Here is a 16,928-nt window from a genome sequence, read left to right as displayed (position 1 = left end):
CTTGTCCCTTCCCTTGCGTCAGAGGTCCGTTGTTTTTCCTGCCATAGCGCGCGCGCGGCCCCAGAACAAGAAAAGGCGACCGGATCGGCCGCCTTTCAGACATGGGGAAGGCCCTGTTCAGGCCGGGATGGATTTCCGCAAGCTGTCGGGTGAGAAATCGGGCCGGGGCTCCTTGACCGCCCTCTTCTCGGTCGACGGGGCGCCGCGCGCACCAACCAGAAGATCCCGGCCAAGGCGGTCACGAACCGGAACCAGATCGGCTTCGGGGCCGGAAATCAGGTCGATCGTGCGGTGGGTATTGCCAAGGCGCAGTTTCAGGGTGCACAGCCCGACGCGGCTGCGATCGATCAGAACGCCGCCGATCGCGTCGACCCCGATGCGGCCAACGACGGCAGGCCGCCCAACGCGGGACTGAACCACGAACCGGATCTCGCCACGGGTTGTATCCACTTCAACGATCTGGTCCCCGGTCTTGCCCGACCAATTGAGCAAGAGCGCCCCGATCCCCGCAAGTACAACCGACGACCCAAGCTTCATTCCCAGCACGCTTCCGGAAAAAACCGCACCCGGCATGATCCACATCCCGGCGGCGGCGATCATGAACCCGATCCCGACAAGCCAGGCAGCGCCAGCCGAAATATTCGCCAGTTTCATCTCGTCGCCCTGCCCCTGCAGGACGTATCCCCAATAGGTCTGATCGACGCGGACCCCGTTGGCGGGCGTGTCCGCCATGCGTGACGATTGCGATCCCCGGTGCGTTTCGGACATCTTTTGCATGACGTCTCTCCTGCTATTCCATCCGCATTCGACTCAAATGCAGGACTGTGGCCAAAGTCTGGCGCGGCTGGGGCGGCTGTTGGAAAATTTACTCTTGATTAACGGCGATTTCCGACGCCTCCGCGGGGCTTTCGGGATGTCGATTTCGCCTTGCCTGTGGCGGCTCCACCTGTATAAGGCCGCATCCTTCCGCGGTAATTTTATGAACCGCGCAGACTCTCGTGGGTGGGGTGCGGAAGGCATCGACCCCCTACCCTATGAAATGCGCCGCGATAGAAATGGAGCCCGCATGCCGCTTTACGAGCATGTATTCATTGCGCGTCAGGACCTGTCCAACGCGCAAGCCGAAAGCCTCATCGAACATTTCTCGACCGTGCTTGCCGACAACGGCGGCAAGGTTGTCGAGAATGAATACTGGGGCGTCAAGACGATGGCCTACAAGATCAACAAGAACCGCAAAGGGCACTATGCCTTCCTGCGTTCGGACGCGCCCTCGGCCGCCGTGCAGGAAATGGAACGCCTGATGCGTCTGCATGACGACGTGATGCGCGTGATGACCATCAAGGTCGATGCGCACGAGGAAGGCCCCTCGGTCCAGATGCAGAAGCGTGACGACCGTGGCGAACGCCGCGAACGTCGCTAACTTGATCCCGAAAGGACTGTAAGTCATGGCTACCAAACCGTTTTTCCGCCGTCGTAAAAGCGATCCGTTCGAAGGCGAGAACGCCCCGAAGATCGACTACAAGGACACCAAGACCCTGCAGCGCTACATCTCTGAGCGCGGCAAGATCGTCCCGGCCCGCATCACCGCCGTTGGCGCCAAGAACCAGCGCAAGCTCGCCCAGGCGATCAAGCGCGCCCGGTTCCTGGCCCTTCTGCCCTACGCAGTGAAGTAAGGAGCTGACATCATGGAAGTGATCCTTCTCGAACGCGTGGCCAAGCTTGGCCAGATGGGCGAAGTGGTCTCCGTCAAGGATGGCTACGCCCGCAACTTCCTGCTGCCGCAAGGCAAGGCCCTTCGTGCAAACGACGCCAACATGGCCCGTTTCGAAAACGAAAAGGCCCAGCTGGAAGCCCGCAACCTCGAAACCCGCAAAGAGGCCGAAGCCCTCGGCGAAAAGCTGGATGGCCAGCAGTTCGTCGTGATTCGCTCCGCCGCCGACTCGGGCGCGCTCTACGGCTCCGTCACCCCGCGTGACGTCTCCGAAATCGCGACCGCCGAAGGGTTCTCGGTCGATCGCAAGCAGGTCGTCCTGTCCGAGCCGATCAAGTACCTGGGCCTGCACACCGTTGCCGTTGTGCTGCACCCGGAAGTGACCGTTTCGGTCGCCGTGAACGTTGCGCGCTCGCCGGAAGAAGCCGAACTTCAGGCTTCGGGCAAATCGATCCAGGAACTGGCCGCCGAAGAAGAAGCCGCCGCTGAATTTGAAATCCAGGAGCTGTTCGATGATATCGGCGGCGCCCAGATGGATGACGATGGCGACGCCCCGGCTGCCGGGGATGACGACGCCTGAGGCGTCCACCCATCCTGACCCAAACGACGAAGGGCCGCGCAACCTGCGCGGCCCTTTTCATGTCTGGCGGTGCTGAAATCAGCGGCGGAAGGTTTCCAGCGACAGGACCGCGTCGCAGTACTCTCCGTCATAGGTACCAACCCAGATGTCCAGATAGCCGTTGGCCGGGCGGGTCAGGACGATGCGCGGGTCAAGGTTCCCGTTGTCGTCATCATCATAGTACCAATTGGCCGATGCGGTGTTGACCAGCAGCGCGGCATCGCAGCGGCTGACGACACTGATGACCAGCTGATAGCCCCCCATCCCCGACAGATCGAATGTGAAATCGGGCGCGGTCGTGAAATACCCCGCCCCCCGGTCCGTTCCCGGCCGGACGTTCGGGCAATTCCAGATATAGTTGGACCCACCGGCAACCACGTTAAACTGACGCTCTTGAAACAACTGCTGGCCGGTCGCCTTATAGCTTTCACCCCACTGATTGAAATCGGGGCAGGCCTGCGCCGAAACGGCAAACCCCATCAAAATCGCCATAGCGGCAAGAATACGTTTCATTTCATGTCCCTTCGTATCGATATTATTGGCCGAAGTGTGCCCCCATCCCCGGCAATTTTCAAAACAAAACCTTCTGTCTTTTGGTCAGGATATCCCGACCGTTCCTGAAACGATGGCTCCGCCGGGCTCCGCGCAAACGAAAAAGGGCACCCGAAGGTGCCCTTTCCGATCCGGTGCTGATGCGCCCGGACCTTATTCTTCTTCAAGCGCCTCGACGGCCTTCTCAAGGTCAGCCTTGGACACTTCTTTCTCGGTCACCTTGGCGGCATCCAGAATGTGATCGACGACCTTGTCTTCGAAAATCGGCGCCTGCAGCTGCTGCCGGAAGGCGGCGTTCTGCTGGACGAACTCGAAGAACTGACGCTCCTGACCCGGGTACTGGCGGGCCTGGTTCATCACGGCCTGGGTCAGTTCGGCGTCAGAGACCTTGATCTCGGCCTTCTGGCCGATCTCGGCCAGCAGCAGGCCCAGCTTCACGCGGCGCTTGGCCAGCTTGACGTGCTCGTCGGTGGTTTCGATCTCGCCATGGTCATGGCCGTGGTGATCGGGGTTGTCCTCGTGCCACAGCTGGTGCGCGATCTGCTTGGCTTCGGCGTCGACCAGCGTGGTCGGCAGATCAAAGTCAACCAGACCATCCAGCGCGTCCAGCAGGCCGCGCTTGGCCACCGCGCGGGACGCACCGGCATATTCGGCTTCAAGACGCTCGGTGATCTGGGTCTTCAGCGACGCCAGATCCTCGGCACCGAACTGCTTGGCCAGATCGTCGTTGATCTCGGCGGCCTTCGGCTCTTTCACGGCTTTGATGGTGCAGGAAAAGACAGCGGCCTTGCCTGCCAGATGCTCTGCGCCGTACTCGGCCGGGAAGGTCACTTCCACGTCCTTTTCATCCCCGGCCTTCACGCCGACCAGACCCTCTTCAAAGCCCGGAATGAAGGAATTGGACCCCAGAACCAGCGGATAGTCTTCAGCGGACCCGCCTTCAAAGGCTTCGCCATCGACCTTGCCGACGAAATCGATCACGACCTGATCGCCATCCTTGGCTTTCGAGCCCTTCTTGCGGTCTTCGAAGTTCTGCGCGGTCTTGGCGAGGTTTTCCAGCGCCTCGGTCACGGCAGCATCGTCGGCCTTCACGACCATGCGGTCCAGCTTGACCTTCGAGAAATCGACATCCGGAATCTCGGGGAGCATTTCATAGCTCACCTCGACGTTCACGTCGTCGCCTTCTTTCCAGTTCTCGCCGTCGGTCATCTTCATTTCCGGCTGGGCAGCCGGACGATGGCCCGAGGTTTCAAGATGGTTGTTCAGCGCGCCGTCGATGCCTTCCTGCATGGCCTCGCCCAGAACGCGGGGGCCGAACTGCTTTTTCAGCAGCGACATGGGCACCTTGCCCTTGCGGAAGCCTTTCATGGCGACCTCGGGGCGGGCTTCTTCCAGCTTCTCGTTGACCTTGGCTTCAAGCTCGGCCGCCGTCAGGGTAATGGAATAGGCGCGCTTGAGGCCTTCGTTGAGGGTCTCGGTGACCTGCATCTTCTGTCCTTCTACGTCAATAGAGGCCGCGAAGGGCGCGGCCGATCCCAAATCAGGGGCTCTTCTATTGGCCGAAGCCAACCTGCGCAAGGCGTTTAAGGCCCAAAACACCCGCCCGGGCGCGGTTTCCTGCCTCTGTCCTGATGATGGTGCGGGTGGAGGGACTTGAACCCCCACGCCTTGCGGCGCCAGAACCTAAATCTGGTGCGTCTACCAATTTCGCCACACCCGCGTCCGGGGGTTCTCTAGCAAAGCAAAACGGCAGAGGCGAGAGGCATTTTCGAAAATTCTTTGCCCCGAAATTGTCAGACCACATCCCAAAAAGAGCATGACATGAACCATTTTTTGACACATTCTGCCGCAAAAGATTGAGGCAGACATCAGCAAGAGCGGGAACCGCCATGCACCAAGGGATCAAGACCGCATCTGCGGCCACGGCAGACGCCGTTGTAACCAAAACCTCTGCCGGGCTTCTGGCCGGTGCCATCGTCATGACGATGGAAGGGGAACTTCCGATTGAACATATCGCCCCAGGCGACCGCATCATCACCCGCGACACGGGTGTGGCAGTGCTGAAGGAAATGCGCATCCGCGAAGAGGATGCCGCCTGCATCCGCATCAAGGCCGGCAGCCTTGGCCACACCCGCCCGGACCGGGACATGGTGGTGGCGCCCGACACGCTGATCCACCTGCGTGACTGGCGGGCAGAGGCGCTGTTTGGGGCCAAGCAGGTTCTGGTCAAGGCCTCCCGCCTCGCTGACGGCGAATTCGTCGCCGAACAGCCCAAGACGCGCGTGAAGATTTATGAAATGGTCTTCGACAAGCAGCACATCATCTACGCCGACGGCGTCGAAATGGCCTCCGCCTCGGTCTGAGCCGGACACCACCCGATTTGAAGCAGCCCCGCGCCTCCGGCCGGGGCTGTTTTCGTTCGGGGGCCCATGGGTCAAGACCCATGGTGACATCAGGGGGCGCTGCCCCCTCGGCCCCTGCGGGCCTCACCCCCGGGATATTTCCGACCCAAAGAAGGGGTTACAGGTCGAGAGAGCGGAACACTTTCGGCAGTTCCTCGGGCAGGTCTTCGGCAATCAGCCCCGGCCCGAAGGAAAGCGCGCATTCGACATGCAGCCACGCGGCGGTCTCGGCGGCCTGTTGCGGGCTGAAGCCGCGGGCCAGAAGCCCGGTGATGAACCCCGCAAGCACATCCCCAGACCCCGCCGTCGCCAGCCAGGGCGCGGCGCGGTCATAATGGGCGGAGTTGATCGCGCAGCGTCCATCTGGCGAGGCAATCACCGTGTCCGGCCCCTTGAACAGGACCGTGCACCCCGCCCGCGCCGCCGCATCGCGCGTGGCATCCACCTTGGAATAGGCGGGGCCGGTGGTGGCGGGTTCGGCAAGCCGTTCAGCAATATCTGGAAACAGGCGCGCAAATTCGCCCGCGTGCGGGGTCAGAACGCAAGCCTTATGCAGCAGACGGAACAGATCTTCCGGGCGGTCGGCGAAAGCGGTCAACGCATCGGCGTCCAAGACCGTCCGCCGCCCTGCCGACAGTGCCACTGGAACAAGCTCGCGCGCCCGATCCAGCCCAAGACCGGGACCAAGACACAGGGCATTGATCCGCTGATCCTCCAGCACGCGGCCAAGCGCATCCCCATCCGCGATCTGCGTCAGCATCACCGCATCCAGCCGGGCCGCGTTTTCGACCAGCGCCTCCGGCGGGCAGCCCACCGTCACCAACCCCGCCCCGATCCGCAGCGCGCCGCGCGCAGACAGCCGGGCCGCCCCGCCCTTACCGGACCCGCCAGAGAGGATCAGGGCGTGGCCGTGGGTGTATTTGTGCTCAGAGGCGTGTTTGTCGAGGCTGCTTTTCCCCCGATTGAATGCTGGCTCATAGCGGTATCTTTCGATGGTCTGAGCGATGATTGACGGGTCCGGCCTATCGAGTTCATTTTCCGGCCCCGGCCACGCTCCCAGCACGCGACGCGCCTTGCACGGATCGATCCCGATATCCTTTATCCTAAGTCGACGACCATTCCGTCCCGCAGCATCCAGAAAATGACCGCTCTTTGCGAACTGAAAAGTGACTGACAGATGTGCACCGACCGCGAGATCGTCGCTGCCACCAAGAATACGGCCGCTATCAGAGCAATGGCCCGACGGAATATCAACGCTGACAATATAGGGAGGGTGGCTGTCATATGCCGATCCCCCCAACAATGACTCTCCGATCAATGTTTGCAGGCCGTCGATCGGGCGGCCAAGTCCTGTCCCAAACAACGCGTCGATACAGACCGCGCTATCATGGCCGACCAAAGCTATCGCTGAACTGACAAGGTCAATCTCGTCGTTCGTGAGTGCAGGGAAAGACAGACCGACGACCTCCCCCCTCTCCAACCACCGCTCGTAATTCACCCGCGCATCGGGCGGCAGCTTGTCGGGGTCGCCGTAGAGGAACACCTCCACCTCCCAGCCCCAGTCTTTCAGCAGCCGCGCCACCACGAAGCCATCGCCGCCGTTGTTGCCCGGTCCGCAGAGGACCACCGCCCGGTGCGGGGATTGCGCCAGCTCTGGCCATTCCTCGAACACGGCCTCGACCACGCCACGCCCGGCCCGTTCCATCAGTTCCAGCCCCGTCACCCGGCCAGAGTCGATGGCGGCCTGTTCTATGGCGCGCATTTGGGCGGCGGTGAGGAGTTCGGTCATGGATTGAGCCCCGCAAAGTTTTCAAACTGCCCGCCAGACGGGCTATTTGCACAAAATTTAGGCACTCCACCCGAAATGCCCCCGGCGGATACCGCTATCACAGCCTATCCAATTGTCCCCGCGAATGGGAAGTGGTCAGACGCCCTAGAACACCATGCACGGGGGAGTCGCGCCCATGAAAAAGATCGAAGCCATCATCAAGCCGTTCAAGCTCGACGAGGTGAAGGAGGCCCTGCAAGAGGCGGGCGTCCAGGGCCTGTCCGTGGTCGAAGTCAAGGGCTTTGGCCGGCAGAAGGGCCATACCGAGCTGTATCGGGGCGCTGAATATGTCGTCGACTTCCTTCCCAAGGTGAAGATCGAGGTGGTTCTGGCCGACGATCAGGTCGACGGCGCCATCGAGGCGATCATCGGCGCTGCCAAGACCGACAAGATCGGCGACGGCAAGATCTTCGTCTCGCCCGTCGAACAAGCCATTCGCATCCGGACCGGTGAAACCGGCGACGACGCGCTGTAATTCCAACACTGCTACTCCAAAAGAGGTATCAAACATGAGCGCAGCTGACGTTCTCAAGCTGATCCGCGACGAAGACGTGGACTACGTCGATATCCGGTTCACCGACCCCAAGGGCAAACTCCAGCACGTGACCATCGTGTCCGATCTGGTCGACGAAGACTTCCTTGAAGAAGGCTTCATGTTCGATGGGTCGTCCATTGCTGGCTGGAAGTCCATCGACCAGTCCGACATGAAACTGATCGCCGACACCGAAAGCGTCTACGTCGATCCCTTCTACGCGGAAAAGACCATCTGCCTGCATTGCAACGTGGTCGAGCCCGACACCGGCGAAGCCTACGACCGTGACCCGCGCGGCACCGCGCTCAAGGCCGAAGCCTACCTGAAGTCCTCGGGCGTGGGCGACACCGCCTACTTCGGCCCCGAAGCCGAATTCTTCATCTTCGACGATGTCCGTTTCTCGGTCTCGATGAACAAGGTCTCCTATGAGGTCGACGCCATCGACGGCGCCTGGAACACCGACACCGAATACGAAATGGGCAACACCGGCCACCGTCCCGGCATCAAGGGCGGCTACTTCCCGGTCAACCCGATCGACGACGCGCAGGACATGCGCTCGGAAATGCTCTCGACCATGAAGCGCATGGGCATGAAGGTCGACAAGCACCACCACGAAGTGGCCTCGTGCCAGCACGAACTGGGCCTGATCTTCGGCACGCTGACCAAGCAGGCCGACGAAATCCAGAAGTACAAGTACGTCATCCACAACGTGGCTCAGGCCTATGGCAAATCTGCGACCTTCATGCCGAAGCCGATCTCGGGCGACAACGGCACCGGGATGCACGTCAACATGTCGATCTGGAAAGACGGCAAGCCGCTGTTCGCTGGCGACAAATACGCCGACCTCAGCCAGGAAGCCCTGTATTTCATCGGCGGCATCCTGAAGCACGCCAAGGCGCTGAACGCCATCACCAACCCGGCGACCAACTCGTACAAACGTCTGATCCCCGGCTTCGAGGCCCCCGTTCTGCGCGCCTACTCGGCCCGCAACCGGTCTGGTTGCGTTCGTATTCCGTGGTCGGAATCGCCGAAAGCCAAGCGCGTCGAGGCTCGTTTCCCCGATCCGGCCGCGAACCCCTACCTGGCGTTCGCTGCCCTCCTGATGGCCGGCATCGACGGCATCAAGAACAAGATCGACCCGGGCGCAGCCTCGGACAAGGACCTCTACGATCTTCCGCCGGAAGAACTGGCCGAGATCCCGACCGTCTGTGGCTCGCTGCGCGAAGCGCTGGAAGCCCTTGAAGCCGATCACGAGTTCCTGCTGGCCGGTGACGTGTTCACCAAGGGGCAGCTCGAAGGCTACATGGCGCTGAAGTGGGAAGAGGTCTACGCCTACGAACACACCCCGCACCCGGTGGAATACAAGATGTACTACAGCTGCTGATCCAGCTGGACCATCAGATCAGGAAGGGCGTCCCGACCGGGGCGCCCTTTCCTTTTGCCCGGCCAAAACCCGGCAACAATCGCCCGCCCCGGGCCTGACCGTTTCACATTTTGGCACCAAGCCTGACATGATTGTCGCCAAAATGCTCACAGTCACTCCAAATTCTCCACACAATTTCGGTGTTAACCATTTCGAAACAACGCTGGAGGATTGACCATGAAGAATGGATCCATCAGTACGATTTCGGCTTTGTGCTATGCCAAACCATCCCGTCTGGACTTCTCGGCGCTCTGCCGGGAACTCTCGGACACGCTGTGCAATAACCCAGAGCTGGATGCGACGCAGTCGTCCCGGTCCGACGATTTCGTAATCTTCGATATGACCGGGCTGCGCATCTGCGTGGCCTTCTGCGACTTCCGCCGTGACTTCGCGGATATCGACTGTTTTCGCGACTTTGCCGAGGCCGTTGTGTTTTCCGTGGGAAGTGGGCCGGACGGGTCCGGGTTCGGTCCATTGTACAGTCAACGGTCCGATGTATGCCGGGGCCTGGCCGACCGTGTTCAGTCGTACCACCCCGCGGATGAACTTCTGATGATCGAGGTCGATCAGACCATTGGGTCGGATATCTGCGGCACCCTTGTGGAGTGCCTTGTCCCACTTGTGAAGAAAGCGCTGGAAAGATCAAGGCAGGCAAACCAACGACCGCGTCAAACGACGCCGGGCGCAGTGGTCCCCGTCCGCCCCGCCAAGATGTCAGGGCGCGCGGTGCAAAGCCGGGCGTTCCGGCCCGTTCCATGCCCTCCCGAGGGCTGCGAGGAGTGGTTTGACCGTGCACGGGTCCGAACGGCCCTCTACCCGACCGAAGACGAACTGCCCGTTCCAAGGCTCGCTAAGCCCTTGGTGCACCGGGCTGCGGTCAACGCCCTGAATTCTGCGGTCATCGCCTTCTCGCTGCCCTTGGGGGCGGTCGTGCTGACCATGTCGATCCTTGGCCGCGAAAGCCTCTCGCTTAGCGCCGGGATGATGGGGCTGGCAGGGGCATCGGTTGGTGTCACCCATTCGGATCTGACCCCGCAGATACTGGTGCTGCTGACATGAACAAGACCGAAAAGGCCCACCAAGGGTCAAACGACGGACAGGAGATCGAGCGATGTCCACAACACTGAAACGAACCTACGCACCGCCGCAGGCCCGGCATCAGCCGGTCCCGGCCCGACTGGGATGTGGATTGCGCCCGGAAGAGGTGTTGCCCGCGCTCACCGCCCGTTTCGATGCCGAAATGGCCGAACGGGATGCAAAGCGCGCTTTGCGCAACCGGCACGTCCGGCGCCGGCGTTGGTTTGACATCCGTCGGCTTCTGTCGGCCCTTCCGGAAAAGCCGAAAACCACGGTTCCGCTTGAACGCCGCTTGTCGACCAACGCCCTCAACGCCGCGCTTCTCGCGTTTTCCCTACCGATCGGTCTGGCGATGTTCGTGCTTGCCGCTCTGGGGCGCGAAAGCCTTTCGATGACGGCGCGGACGATGGCCCTGACCGGAACCGCGATGGGCACATCGCAGCTGGAGGCCGGGCAGGAACTGCTGAAAGTGCTGTTCTGACCATGGAGAAGCAGCGCGGACGGTCACACCAAACCGGCGGCAGCATCAAGGTCAGCGACTTCCTTCGTGAAGCGCAGGCCCGTCAGCCTGAGATCGGTAAAAGGACGGTGTCAAACCCCCGCCCTGCCCGCATGGCGCGACCACGAACAGACCGGCTGGCTGTCCTCCGCACCCTGCTTCGGGCAGCCAGCTTCGGCCCCTTGGGTAAGGTCGTTCAATTCGGCCTCGCCATCCTGCTCTACTTCGGGCTGATGCACCTTGACCTGTCCACAGGGCTGTCAACGCGCCTGTTCGGGATGGAACAATCGGGCGAGGTCGTCACCCTGTCGGCCCCAAAGGGTGACACGCTCGCTACCCCTGACTGATCGCACCCCGGCGCACAACGTGCGTGTGGATCGAAAACACGACCGCCCTGGTGCCCGGCAGCCGCAAGACCGTCTGCCGTTCAGATCGTTCAAAGGCGCTGTCGGGGCGCCCCACGGGGCGCTGATCGGCCTCGGCCCGGGGTTGGAACAGGGTCGGGTCTTCATAGCGCAACAGGTTGGCCCGCCAGACCGGCCGCCCCGGTTGCACCCCATCAAACAACCGTTGAACCCGCGCCGCGATCCCGTCGTCATAGGGGGCGACAGGAACATGGATCACGGTCAACGGCCGCCCGATCTTTTCCGCCAGCGTCCAACTGGCCGGAAAGCACAGAAGTGCCGCCGTCAGAACATGCTCGTCGCCCTGTTTTTGCAGGATACACAGGTCTTCCTGCACCAATTGCGACAGGGTCAACAGCGGGTCCTTTGGATCAGGTGACACCACCACCCCATCCGGCCGCCTGATCCCATGCCCCACCATCGCGAAATCGGGCCGCATGGCGATCTCTGCCAGAACCACCGTCAGAAGTTCCGCCGCCGCATCCCGCGCCTCAGGAAGGCAGGCCATCACCCGGTCCCGATGGGCAGCAATCAACCGCGCCTTTTCCGCCAATTGCCCGGCATAGGCATCATCCACCTGCAGCCAGTCCCCCGGGGCGACAGGCACCATCGACGGAAGCCGCGCGGCGGCCCTGTCCCGCTGGATCTGCGGGATATGGCTTTGCAGGATTGGGGCAGATTGCGTCATGCCGAATTCTTGGCAGGACCAGCCCGGAGATTCCATACCCGAAAATGTCGAAAACAGGCCGGATTTTTCCCAGCCCCCGGCGCAGCATTCCACGGCAGGCAGGGAGGCCCAGATGAACGACCATTACCGCGACCGACGCAAGATCGACCCGACCCGTGGTGATCGACTGGGCGACGGCAGTCCCAATGACAATGACCGGATCGAAATAGGGCCGACCCAACTGGCCTTCGGGGAATGGGCGGCCGCGGGGCTGGAGCTTCCTGATCTGGACGCCATGCGCGGCTACCGTCTGAACCGTCTGACACAGGCGATCGTGGACCGGGGCTATGCCGGCCTGTTGATGTTCGACCCGCTGAACATCCGCTACGCTACTGACTCGACCAATATGCAGCTGTGGAACACGCACAACCCGTTCCGCGCCTGCCTTGTCCTGCCGGACGGCTACATGGTGTTGTGGGACTACAAGAATTCGCCCTTCCTTGCCGAATTCAATCCGCTCGTGCGCGAAATCCGGTCCGGGGCTGACCTGTTCTACTTCGATCGGGGCGACAAGGTGGATGTGGCCGCCGATGTCTTTGCCAACGAAGTGCGCAAACTGGTCGCGGACCACGCCGGGGGCAACCGGCGGCTTGCCGTTGACAAGGTCATGCTGCACGGGCTTCGCGCGCTTGAGGCGCAGGGGTTCGAAATCATGCCGGGCGAGGAGGTGACCGAGAAATCACGCGCCATTAAAGGCCCCGACGAGATCAAGGCGATGCGCTGCGCCAGCCATGCCTGCGAGACAGCCGTCAAGGCGATGGAGGATTTCGCCCGCGCCGCCGTGCCCCAAGGCAAAACATCCGAGGATGATATCTGGGCCGTGTTGCACGCCGAAAACATCCGCCGGGGCGGCGAATGGATCGAAACCCGGCTGCTGGCCTCCGGCCCGCGCACCAACCCGTGGTTTCAGGAATGCGGCCCCCGGATCGTGCAGAACAACGAGATCGTGGCCTTCGACACCGATCTGATCGGCAGCTACGGCATCTGTATCGACATCAGCCGGACATGGTGGATCGGCGACAGGAAACCGCGCGAGGACATGATCTATGCCATGCGCCACGCCCATGAACACATCATGACCAACATGCAGATGATCAAACCCGGCGTTTCGATCCCGGAGCTGACCGCGAATTGCCACCGGCTGGACCACCAGTTTCAGGCGCAGAAATACGGCTGCATGATGCATGGTGTGGGCCTGTGCGATGAATGGCCGCTGGTCGCCTATCCAGACAACGCGGTTCCGGGCAGTTTTGACTATGAACTGCAACCGGGCATGGTCCTGTGTGTCGAAGCGGCAGTGGGCGCGGTTGGCGGCGATTTTTCCATCAAGCTGGAAGATCAGGTGCTGGTGACGGAAGACGGGTTCGAGAACCTGACGAAATACCCCTTCGATCCGGCGCTGATGGGCGAATAGGGCGGGCCGGTTACCGGCCCTCACCTTCCCGAGAGACTGCTGAAACATGGGTTGAGCGGCAGCCCCCTGCCGACCACTTTGGTCCGATCCAAAGGAGGTCCGCCGATGCCCACCGAACGTTTCACTTTTCCTGGCCACAGCGGCGACAAGCTCGCCGCCCGGCTGGATTTGCCCGACGGGCCACATCTGGCGACTGCGGTCTTTGCCCATTGCTTCACTTGCGGCAAGGACATCACCGCCGCCCGGCGGATCGCGGCACGGCTGTCGGGCATGGGGATCGCGGTGCTTCGGTTCGATTTCACCGGGCTGGGCCATTCGGGCGGCGAATTCGAAAACACGACGTTCTCGTCCAATATCGCCGATCTTGAAGCGGCGGCAGAGGCGTTGTCCAAGCGCGGTATGGCGCCAAGCCTGCTGATCGGCCATTCGCTGGGCGGGGCCGCCGTTCTGAGCGCAGGCCAGCGGATCGAGGGCATCCGGGCCATTGCAACCATCGGCGCCCCGTTTCACCCCGGCCATGTCACCGCGAACTTCCGCAGCGACATCGACCGGATTCAGACGGACGGCGTCGCCGAGGTCAATCTGGGGGGGCGGCCGTTCCGGATTGGTCGGGATTTCGTGCAGGATGTCGAAACCCACGACCTTGAGGACGGGATTGGCGCGCTGCGCGCGGCGCTTCTGGTGCTGCATGGGCCACTTGACGCCATCGTGGGGATCGACAACGCGGCGCAGATCTTTGCCGCGGCCCGTCATCCGAAAAGTTTTGTCACCCTTGACGATGCGGACCATCTGCTCAGCCGGGCCGAAGACGCCGAATATGTGGCCGAGGTCATCGCCGCCTGGGCGGGCCGATACCTTGACCTGCGCCCCCCCGCCCCGCCACCCGGCGTGCCCGAGGGGATCGTACGCGTGACCGAGGCCGACGCAACCGGGTTCCTTCAGGACATTCAGGGCGGGCCGCATCATCACATTCTGGCGGACGAGCCGATCACCTATGGCGGCACCAACCGCGGGCTCTCCCCCTACGGGCTGTTGTCGGCGGGGCTCGGCGCCTGCACCTCCATGACGATCCGGATGTACGCACGGCGCAAAGGCTGGCCGCTGGACGGGGTCAGCGTCGAGGTGGTGCATAACAAATCCCACGCACAGGACGCGGCGACCGGTTCACAGGAACGGGTCGACCGGTTCACGCGGACCGTTCACCTGACCGGCGCTCTATCGGACGACCAACGACAGCGGCTCTTGGAAATCGCGGATAAATGCCCGGTTCACCGGACGATGGAAAACGCTTCGGTCATCGAGACGGCGCTTGCCCCGGCAGATCCAGCCTGACCAGCACCCCAAGGTGATCTGACCCGAACCGGGGCCGCACCTCTGCCCGCGCGGCGGTTCCGTCGGGCACCAGCACATGGTCGATGGCCAATGGCGCGAACCAGCCAAACCCCGGAAAGGTCGACCCGTAACCGCCGACACGGTCGGCCCGTGCTGCCCGCGCGATCTGGCGCACGGCACTGCCCCAGGGGACCATGTTGAAATCCCCGCCGATCAGCACCGGCTCGTCCAGCGCGGCCAGGCCCCGGATCACGCCGGGCACCTGCCGCGCTTGATCATAGGGGAAGGGCCAGTTCAGATGCACCGATCCGATCCACAGGCTGTCACCGTTCGGCAGGTCGGCGCGGGCAAGGATGATCCCCTCTCCGGCACGGCACCCGTCCTGCCCGTCCTGCAACGGATGGCGGGACAAGATGGCGATGCCGCCGTTGCCCGCGCTCTGACAAATCTGGCGATGGGGGTATAGGTCGGCCAGCCCATCAACGATCGCGGCGTTTTCCCGGCTGACCTCTTGCAGGGTCACGAAATCCGCGTCCGAGGTCCGGATGTCCTGCAACAGGGCGTCGCGGTCCGTGCCGTTCCACAAAAGGTTCTTTTGATAGATCGACAGCGCGCCCGTCCCGGTCAGACGATCCGCTGTGCCGTGCCAGTCGGAATAGGTGAACCAGGCCGATGCCGAGACCGCAGCAAGGGCGACAAGGGCCACCCGCCCCAGTCGGGCCAAGAGCAGGCCAAGAACGACAGGCACACCAAGCAAGATCACATGCGGCCGCAGAACCGCCAGCGCGTCCCCCAACGGCACAGCAGCGCCGAGGTGCGTCAGGGCAAGGACCACAAGACCAATGACGGCAAGAAGCCCCCAAAGGGCCCGCATCAGGCTTCCTCTCCGCATCGTTGTTCCCATCCATCCGACCGCGATGGCGGGACTATCGCCAGCGGCACCCCCGGGCGCAAGTAGGCCGGGCGGGACAGGCGGCAAACTGCTGGCCTGTCCCGCCAATTTGCCGGGTCGATGGGTTGTGACCGGGACCGATCCGCCGTATGACCCACCCCATCCCGTTTCCCCAAGGAATAAAGGCTGCCACACCGATGATCCCCCGCTATTCCCGCCCCCAGATGACCGAAATTTGGGAACCCGCCACCAAGTTCCGGATCTGGTACGAGATCGAAGCCCACGCCTGCGACGCGCAGGCCGCGCTTGGGGTGATCCCCAAGGAAAACGCCGAAGCCGTTTGGAAGGCCAAGGATGTGGAATTCGACGTGGCCCGCATCGACGAGATCGAGGCCGTGACCAAGCACGACGTGATCGCCTTCCTTACCCACCTTGCGGAACATGTGGGTAGCGAAGAGGCCCGTTTCGTGCATCAGGGGATGACCTCGTCGGATGTGCTAGACACCTGCCTGAACGTTCAACTGGTCCGCGCCGCCGATATTCTGCTCGACGGCATGGACCGGGTTCTGGCCGCGCTCAAGACCCGCGCCTACGAACACAAGGACACCGTCCGCGTCGGCCGCAGCCACGGCATTCACGCCGAACCGACCACCATGGGCCTGACCTTTGCCCGCTTCTACGCGGAAATGGACCGCAACAAGACCCGCCTGCAAAACGCGCGGGCCGAGGTGGCGACCGGTGCGATTTCCGGCGCGGTCGGCACCTTCGCCAATATCGACCCGGCGGTCGAGGCGCACGTCTGCGAAAAACTGGGCCTGATCCCGGAACCGATCTCGACCCAGGTGATCCCCCGCGACCGCCACGCCATGTTCTTTGCCACGCTGGGCGTCATCGCCAGCAGCATCGAAAACGTCGCAATCGAGATCCGTCACATGCAGCGGACCGAGGTTCTGGAAGGCGCCGAGTTTTTCTCGATGGGGCAAAAAGGCTCTTCGGCCATGCCGCACAAGAAAAACCCGGTTCTGACCGAGAACCTGACCGGCCTTGCCCGCCTTGTGCGGATGACCGTGATCCCGGCGATGGAAAACGTGGCGCTGTGGCACGAACGGGACATTTCCCATTCCTCCGTCGAACGCGGCATCGGCCCGGACGCGACCATCACGCTGGACTTCGCGCTTCACCGTCTGGCCGGGGTTGTGGAAAAAATGCTGATCTTCCCGAACAACATGCTCGACAACATGAACAAGTTCCCGGGACTTGTGATGAGCCAGCGTGTGCTTCTGGCCCTCACACAGGCCGGCGTCAGCCGCGAGGACGCCTATGCCATGGTGCAGCGCAACGCCCTGAAGGTCTGGGAAGAGCGGGTCGATTTCCGCGAGCTTCTTCTGCAGGACGCAGAGGTCGTTGCCGCCCTCGGAGAGGACGGCATCAACGCGAGGTTCGACATGGACTACCACACCAAACACGTCGACACGATTTTCGCCCGCGTCTTCGGCGCATGATCAATCGCGGCGGT

Annotated in this window: 18 protein-coding genes and 1 tRNA gene; 12 read left to right on the top strand and 7 right to left on the bottom strand. The window is 62.4% G+C overall.

The window, feature by feature from the left end; translation table 11 throughout:
* Positions 1 to 117 precede the first annotated feature (117 nt).
* Entirely contained in the window at positions 118 to 777 is a 660-nt protein-coding gene (locus EU803_RS05530) for a hypothetical protein (RefSeq protein WP_129680622.1), read from the bottom strand.
* A gap of 289 nt (positions 778 to 1,066) precedes the next feature.
* Here EU803_RS05530 and rpsF point away from each other — a divergent pair, with 289 nt between their 5' ends.
* Genes rpsF through rplI form a run of 3 tightly spaced genes read left to right on the top strand, consistent with a single transcriptional unit; the run spans position 1,067 to position 2,291 of the window.
* On the top strand, positions 1,067 to 1,420 hold the full coding sequence (gene rpsF, locus EU803_RS05525; protein ID WP_129680620.1) for a 30S ribosomal protein S6: 354 nt from the start codon (positions 1,067 to 1,069) through the stop codon (positions 1,418 to 1,420).
* 25 nt (positions 1,421 to 1,445) lie between these two features.
* Positions 1,446 to 1,673, top strand: coding sequence for a 30S ribosomal protein S18 (gene rpsR / locus EU803_RS05520; RefSeq protein ID WP_129680618.1), 228 nt, complete (start codon positions 1,446 to 1,448; stop codon positions 1,671 to 1,673).
* 12 nt (positions 1,674 to 1,685) lie between these two features.
* Entirely contained in the window at positions 1,686 to 2,291 is a 606-nt protein-coding gene (gene rplI / locus EU803_RS05515; protein WP_129680616.1) for a 50S ribosomal protein L9, read from the top strand.
* Positions 2,292 to 2,369: 78 nt separating this feature from the next.
* Here the strand turns inward: rplI and EU803_RS05510 are convergent, their stop codons facing one another.
* The 3 genes from EU803_RS05510 to EU803_RS05500 all read right to left on the bottom strand — a co-directional run bounded on the left by EU803_RS05510 (position 2,370) and on the right by EU803_RS05500 (position 4,602).
* Positions 2,370 to 2,843, bottom strand: a complete 474-nt coding sequence (locus EU803_RS05510) for a hypothetical protein (protein WP_129680614.1) — start codon at positions 2,841 to 2,843, stop codon at positions 2,370 to 2,372.
* Positions 2,844 to 3,035: 192 nt separating this feature from the next.
* Positions 3,036 to 4,370, bottom strand: a complete 1,335-nt coding sequence (gene tig, locus EU803_RS05505) for a trigger factor (RefSeq protein WP_129680612.1) — start codon at positions 4,368 to 4,370, stop codon at positions 3,036 to 3,038.
* A 147-nt stretch (positions 4,371 to 4,517) separates the two neighbouring features.
* A tRNA-Leu gene (locus tag EU803_RS05500) sits at positions 4,518 to 4,602 on the bottom strand.
* Positions 4,603 to 4,771: 169 nt separating this feature from the next.
* On the opposite strand from EU803_RS05500, the gene EU803_RS05495 reads away from it, so the two are divergent.
* A complete protein-coding gene (locus tag EU803_RS05495; RefSeq protein ID WP_129680610.1) occupies positions 4,772 to 5,245 on the top strand; it encodes a Hint domain-containing protein in 474 nt (157 codons plus the stop codon).
* A gap of 157 nt (positions 5,246 to 5,402) precedes the next feature.
* Here the strand turns inward: EU803_RS05495 and EU803_RS05490 are convergent, their stop codons facing one another.
* On the bottom strand, positions 5,403 to 7,073 hold the full coding sequence (locus EU803_RS05490) for an NAD(P)H-hydrate dehydratase (RefSeq protein WP_129680608.1): 1,671 nt from the start codon (positions 7,071 to 7,073) through the stop codon (positions 5,403 to 5,405).
* 175 nt (positions 7,074 to 7,248) lie between these two features.
* Between EU803_RS05490 and EU803_RS05485 the strand changes: the two genes are divergently transcribed.
* The 5 genes from EU803_RS05485 (at position 7,249) to EU803_RS05465 (ending at position 10,990) form a co-directional block, all read left to right on the top strand.
* Entirely contained in the window at positions 7,249 to 7,587 is a 339-nt protein-coding gene (locus EU803_RS05485; RefSeq protein WP_129680606.1) for a P-II family nitrogen regulator, read from the top strand.
* A gap of 34 nt (positions 7,588 to 7,621) precedes the next feature.
* The gene (gene glnA / locus EU803_RS05480; protein ID WP_129680603.1) at positions 7,622 to 9,028 is read left to right on the top strand and encodes a type I glutamate--ammonia ligase; all 1,407 of its coding nucleotides are present in this window, start codon (positions 7,622 to 7,624) and stop codon (positions 9,026 to 9,028) included.
* Between the two features lie 216 nt (positions 9,029 to 9,244).
* Complete coding sequence (locus EU803_RS05475) at positions 9,245 to 10,126, top strand: hypothetical protein (RefSeq protein ID WP_129680601.1); 882 nt, start codon at positions 9,245 to 9,247, stop codon at positions 10,124 to 10,126.
* A 52-nt stretch (positions 10,127 to 10,178) separates the two neighbouring features.
* Positions 10,179 to 10,625: a hypothetical protein gene (locus EU803_RS05470; protein ID WP_129680599.1), complete on the top strand. Its 447-nt coding sequence runs from the start codon at positions 10,179 to 10,181 to the stop codon at positions 10,623 to 10,625.
* Positions 10,626 to 10,756: 131 nt separating this feature from the next.
* Entirely contained in the window at positions 10,757 to 10,990 is a 234-nt protein-coding gene (locus EU803_RS05465; protein WP_129680597.1) for a hypothetical protein, read from the top strand.
* Here the strand turns inward: EU803_RS05465 and EU803_RS05460 are convergent.
* A complete protein-coding gene (locus EU803_RS05460) occupies positions 10,977 to 11,735 on the bottom strand; it encodes a DUF3445 domain-containing protein (RefSeq protein ID WP_129680595.1) in 759 nt (252 codons plus the stop codon). The two genes, EU803_RS05465 and EU803_RS05460, sit on opposite strands and share 14 nt — an antisense overlap.
* Before the next feature lie 112 nt (positions 11,736 to 11,847).
* Between EU803_RS05460 and dddP the strand changes: the two genes are divergently transcribed.
* Positions 11,848 to 13,188, top strand: coding sequence for a dimethylsulfonioproprionate lyase DddP (gene dddP, locus EU803_RS05455; protein WP_129680593.1), 1,341 nt, complete (start codon positions 11,848 to 11,850; stop codon positions 13,186 to 13,188).
* A 105-nt stretch (positions 13,189 to 13,293) separates the two neighbouring features.
* Positions 13,294 to 14,520, top strand: a complete 1,227-nt coding sequence (locus EU803_RS05450) for a bifunctional alpha/beta hydrolase/OsmC family protein (RefSeq protein ID WP_129680591.1) — start codon at positions 13,294 to 13,296, stop codon at positions 14,518 to 14,520.
* Here EU803_RS05450 and EU803_RS05445 read toward each other — a convergent pair.
* Positions 14,483 to 15,394: an endonuclease/exonuclease/phosphatase family protein gene (locus tag EU803_RS05445; RefSeq protein WP_165352785.1), complete on the bottom strand. Its 912-nt coding sequence runs from the start codon at positions 15,392 to 15,394 to the stop codon at positions 14,483 to 14,485. The genes EU803_RS05450 and EU803_RS05445 overlap by 38 nt on opposite strands.
* 215 nt (positions 15,395 to 15,609) lie before the next feature.
* Between EU803_RS05445 and purB the strand changes: the two genes are divergently transcribed.
* Positions 15,610 to 16,914, top strand: a complete 1,305-nt coding sequence (gene purB / locus EU803_RS05440) for an adenylosuccinate lyase (protein ID WP_129680587.1) — start codon at positions 15,610 to 15,612, stop codon at positions 16,912 to 16,914.
* Positions 16,915 to 16,928 lie beyond the last annotated feature (14 nt).

It is taken from the genome of Loktanella sp. IMCC34160, from assembly GCF_004145845.1.
Classification (GTDB): domain Bacteria; phylum Pseudomonadota; class Alphaproteobacteria; order Rhodobacterales; family Rhodobacteraceae; genus SELP01.
The sequence above is the reverse complement of the archived record's forward strand: the minus strand, read 5'-3'. Positions and strand labels throughout refer to the sequence as shown.

What these genes read in the sequence shown, in the direction of transcription:
- rplI (WP_129680616.1), top strand. Translation starts at nt 1,686, where the DNA reads ATGGAAGTGATCCTTCTCGAACGCGTGGCCAAGCTTGGCCAGATGGGC.
- EU803_RS05495 (WP_129680610.1), top strand. Translation starts at nt 4,772, where the DNA reads ATGCACCAAGGGATCAAGACCGCATCTGCGGCCACGGCAGACGCCGTT.
- EU803_RS05485 (WP_129680606.1), top strand. Translation starts at nt 7,249, where the DNA reads ATGAAAAAGATCGAAGCCATCATCAAGCCGTTCAAGCTCGACGAGGTG.
- EU803_RS05470 (WP_129680599.1), top strand. Translation starts at nt 10,179, where the DNA reads ATGTCCACAACACTGAAACGAACCTACGCACCGCCGCAGGCCCGGCAT.
- EU803_RS05530 (WP_129680622.1), bottom strand. Translation starts at nt 777, where the DNA reads ATGCAAAAGATGTCCGAAACGCACCGGGGATCGCAATCGTCACGCATG.
- EU803_RS05460 (WP_129680595.1), bottom strand. Translation starts at nt 11,735, where the DNA reads ATGACGCAATCTGCCCCAATCCTGCAAAGCCATATCCCGCAGATCCAG.
- tig (WP_129680612.1), bottom strand. Translation starts at nt 4,370, where the DNA reads ATGCAGGTCACCGAGACCCTCAACGAAGGCCTCAAGCGCGCCTATTCC.
- EU803_RS05475 (WP_129680601.1), top strand. Translation starts at nt 9,245, where the DNA reads ATGAAGAATGGATCCATCAGTACGATTTCGGCTTTGTGCTATGCCAAA.
- rpsF (WP_129680620.1), top strand. Translation starts at nt 1,067, where the DNA reads ATGCCGCTTTACGAGCATGTATTCATTGCGCGTCAGGACCTGTCCAAC.
- EU803_RS05450 (WP_129680591.1), top strand. Translation starts at nt 13,294, where the DNA reads ATGCCCACCGAACGTTTCACTTTTCCTGGCCACAGCGGCGACAAGCTC.
- purB (WP_129680587.1), top strand. Translation starts at nt 15,610, where the DNA reads ATGATCCCCCGCTATTCCCGCCCCCAGATGACCGAAATTTGGGAACCC.
- rpsR (WP_129680618.1), top strand. Translation starts at nt 1,446, where the DNA reads ATGGCTACCAAACCGTTTTTCCGCCGTCGTAAAAGCGATCCGTTCGAA.
- EU803_RS05510 (WP_129680614.1), bottom strand. Translation starts at nt 2,843, where the DNA reads ATGAAACGTATTCTTGCCGCTATGGCGATTTTGATGGGGTTTGCCGTT.
- EU803_RS05465 (WP_129680597.1), top strand. Translation starts at nt 10,757, where the DNA reads ATGGCGCGACCACGAACAGACCGGCTGGCTGTCCTCCGCACCCTGCTT.
- glnA (WP_129680603.1), top strand. Translation starts at nt 7,622, where the DNA reads ATGAGCGCAGCTGACGTTCTCAAGCTGATCCGCGACGAAGACGTGGAC.
- EU803_RS05490 (WP_129680608.1), bottom strand. Translation starts at nt 7,073, where the DNA reads ATGACCGAACTCCTCACCGCCGCCCAAATGCGCGCCATAGAACAGGCC.
- dddP (WP_129680593.1), top strand. Translation starts at nt 11,848, where the DNA reads ATGAACGACCATTACCGCGACCGACGCAAGATCGACCCGACCCGTGGT.
- EU803_RS05445 (WP_165352785.1), bottom strand. Translation starts at nt 15,394, where the DNA reads ATGCGGGCCCTTTGGGGGCTTCTTGCCGTCATTGGTCTTGTGGTCCTT.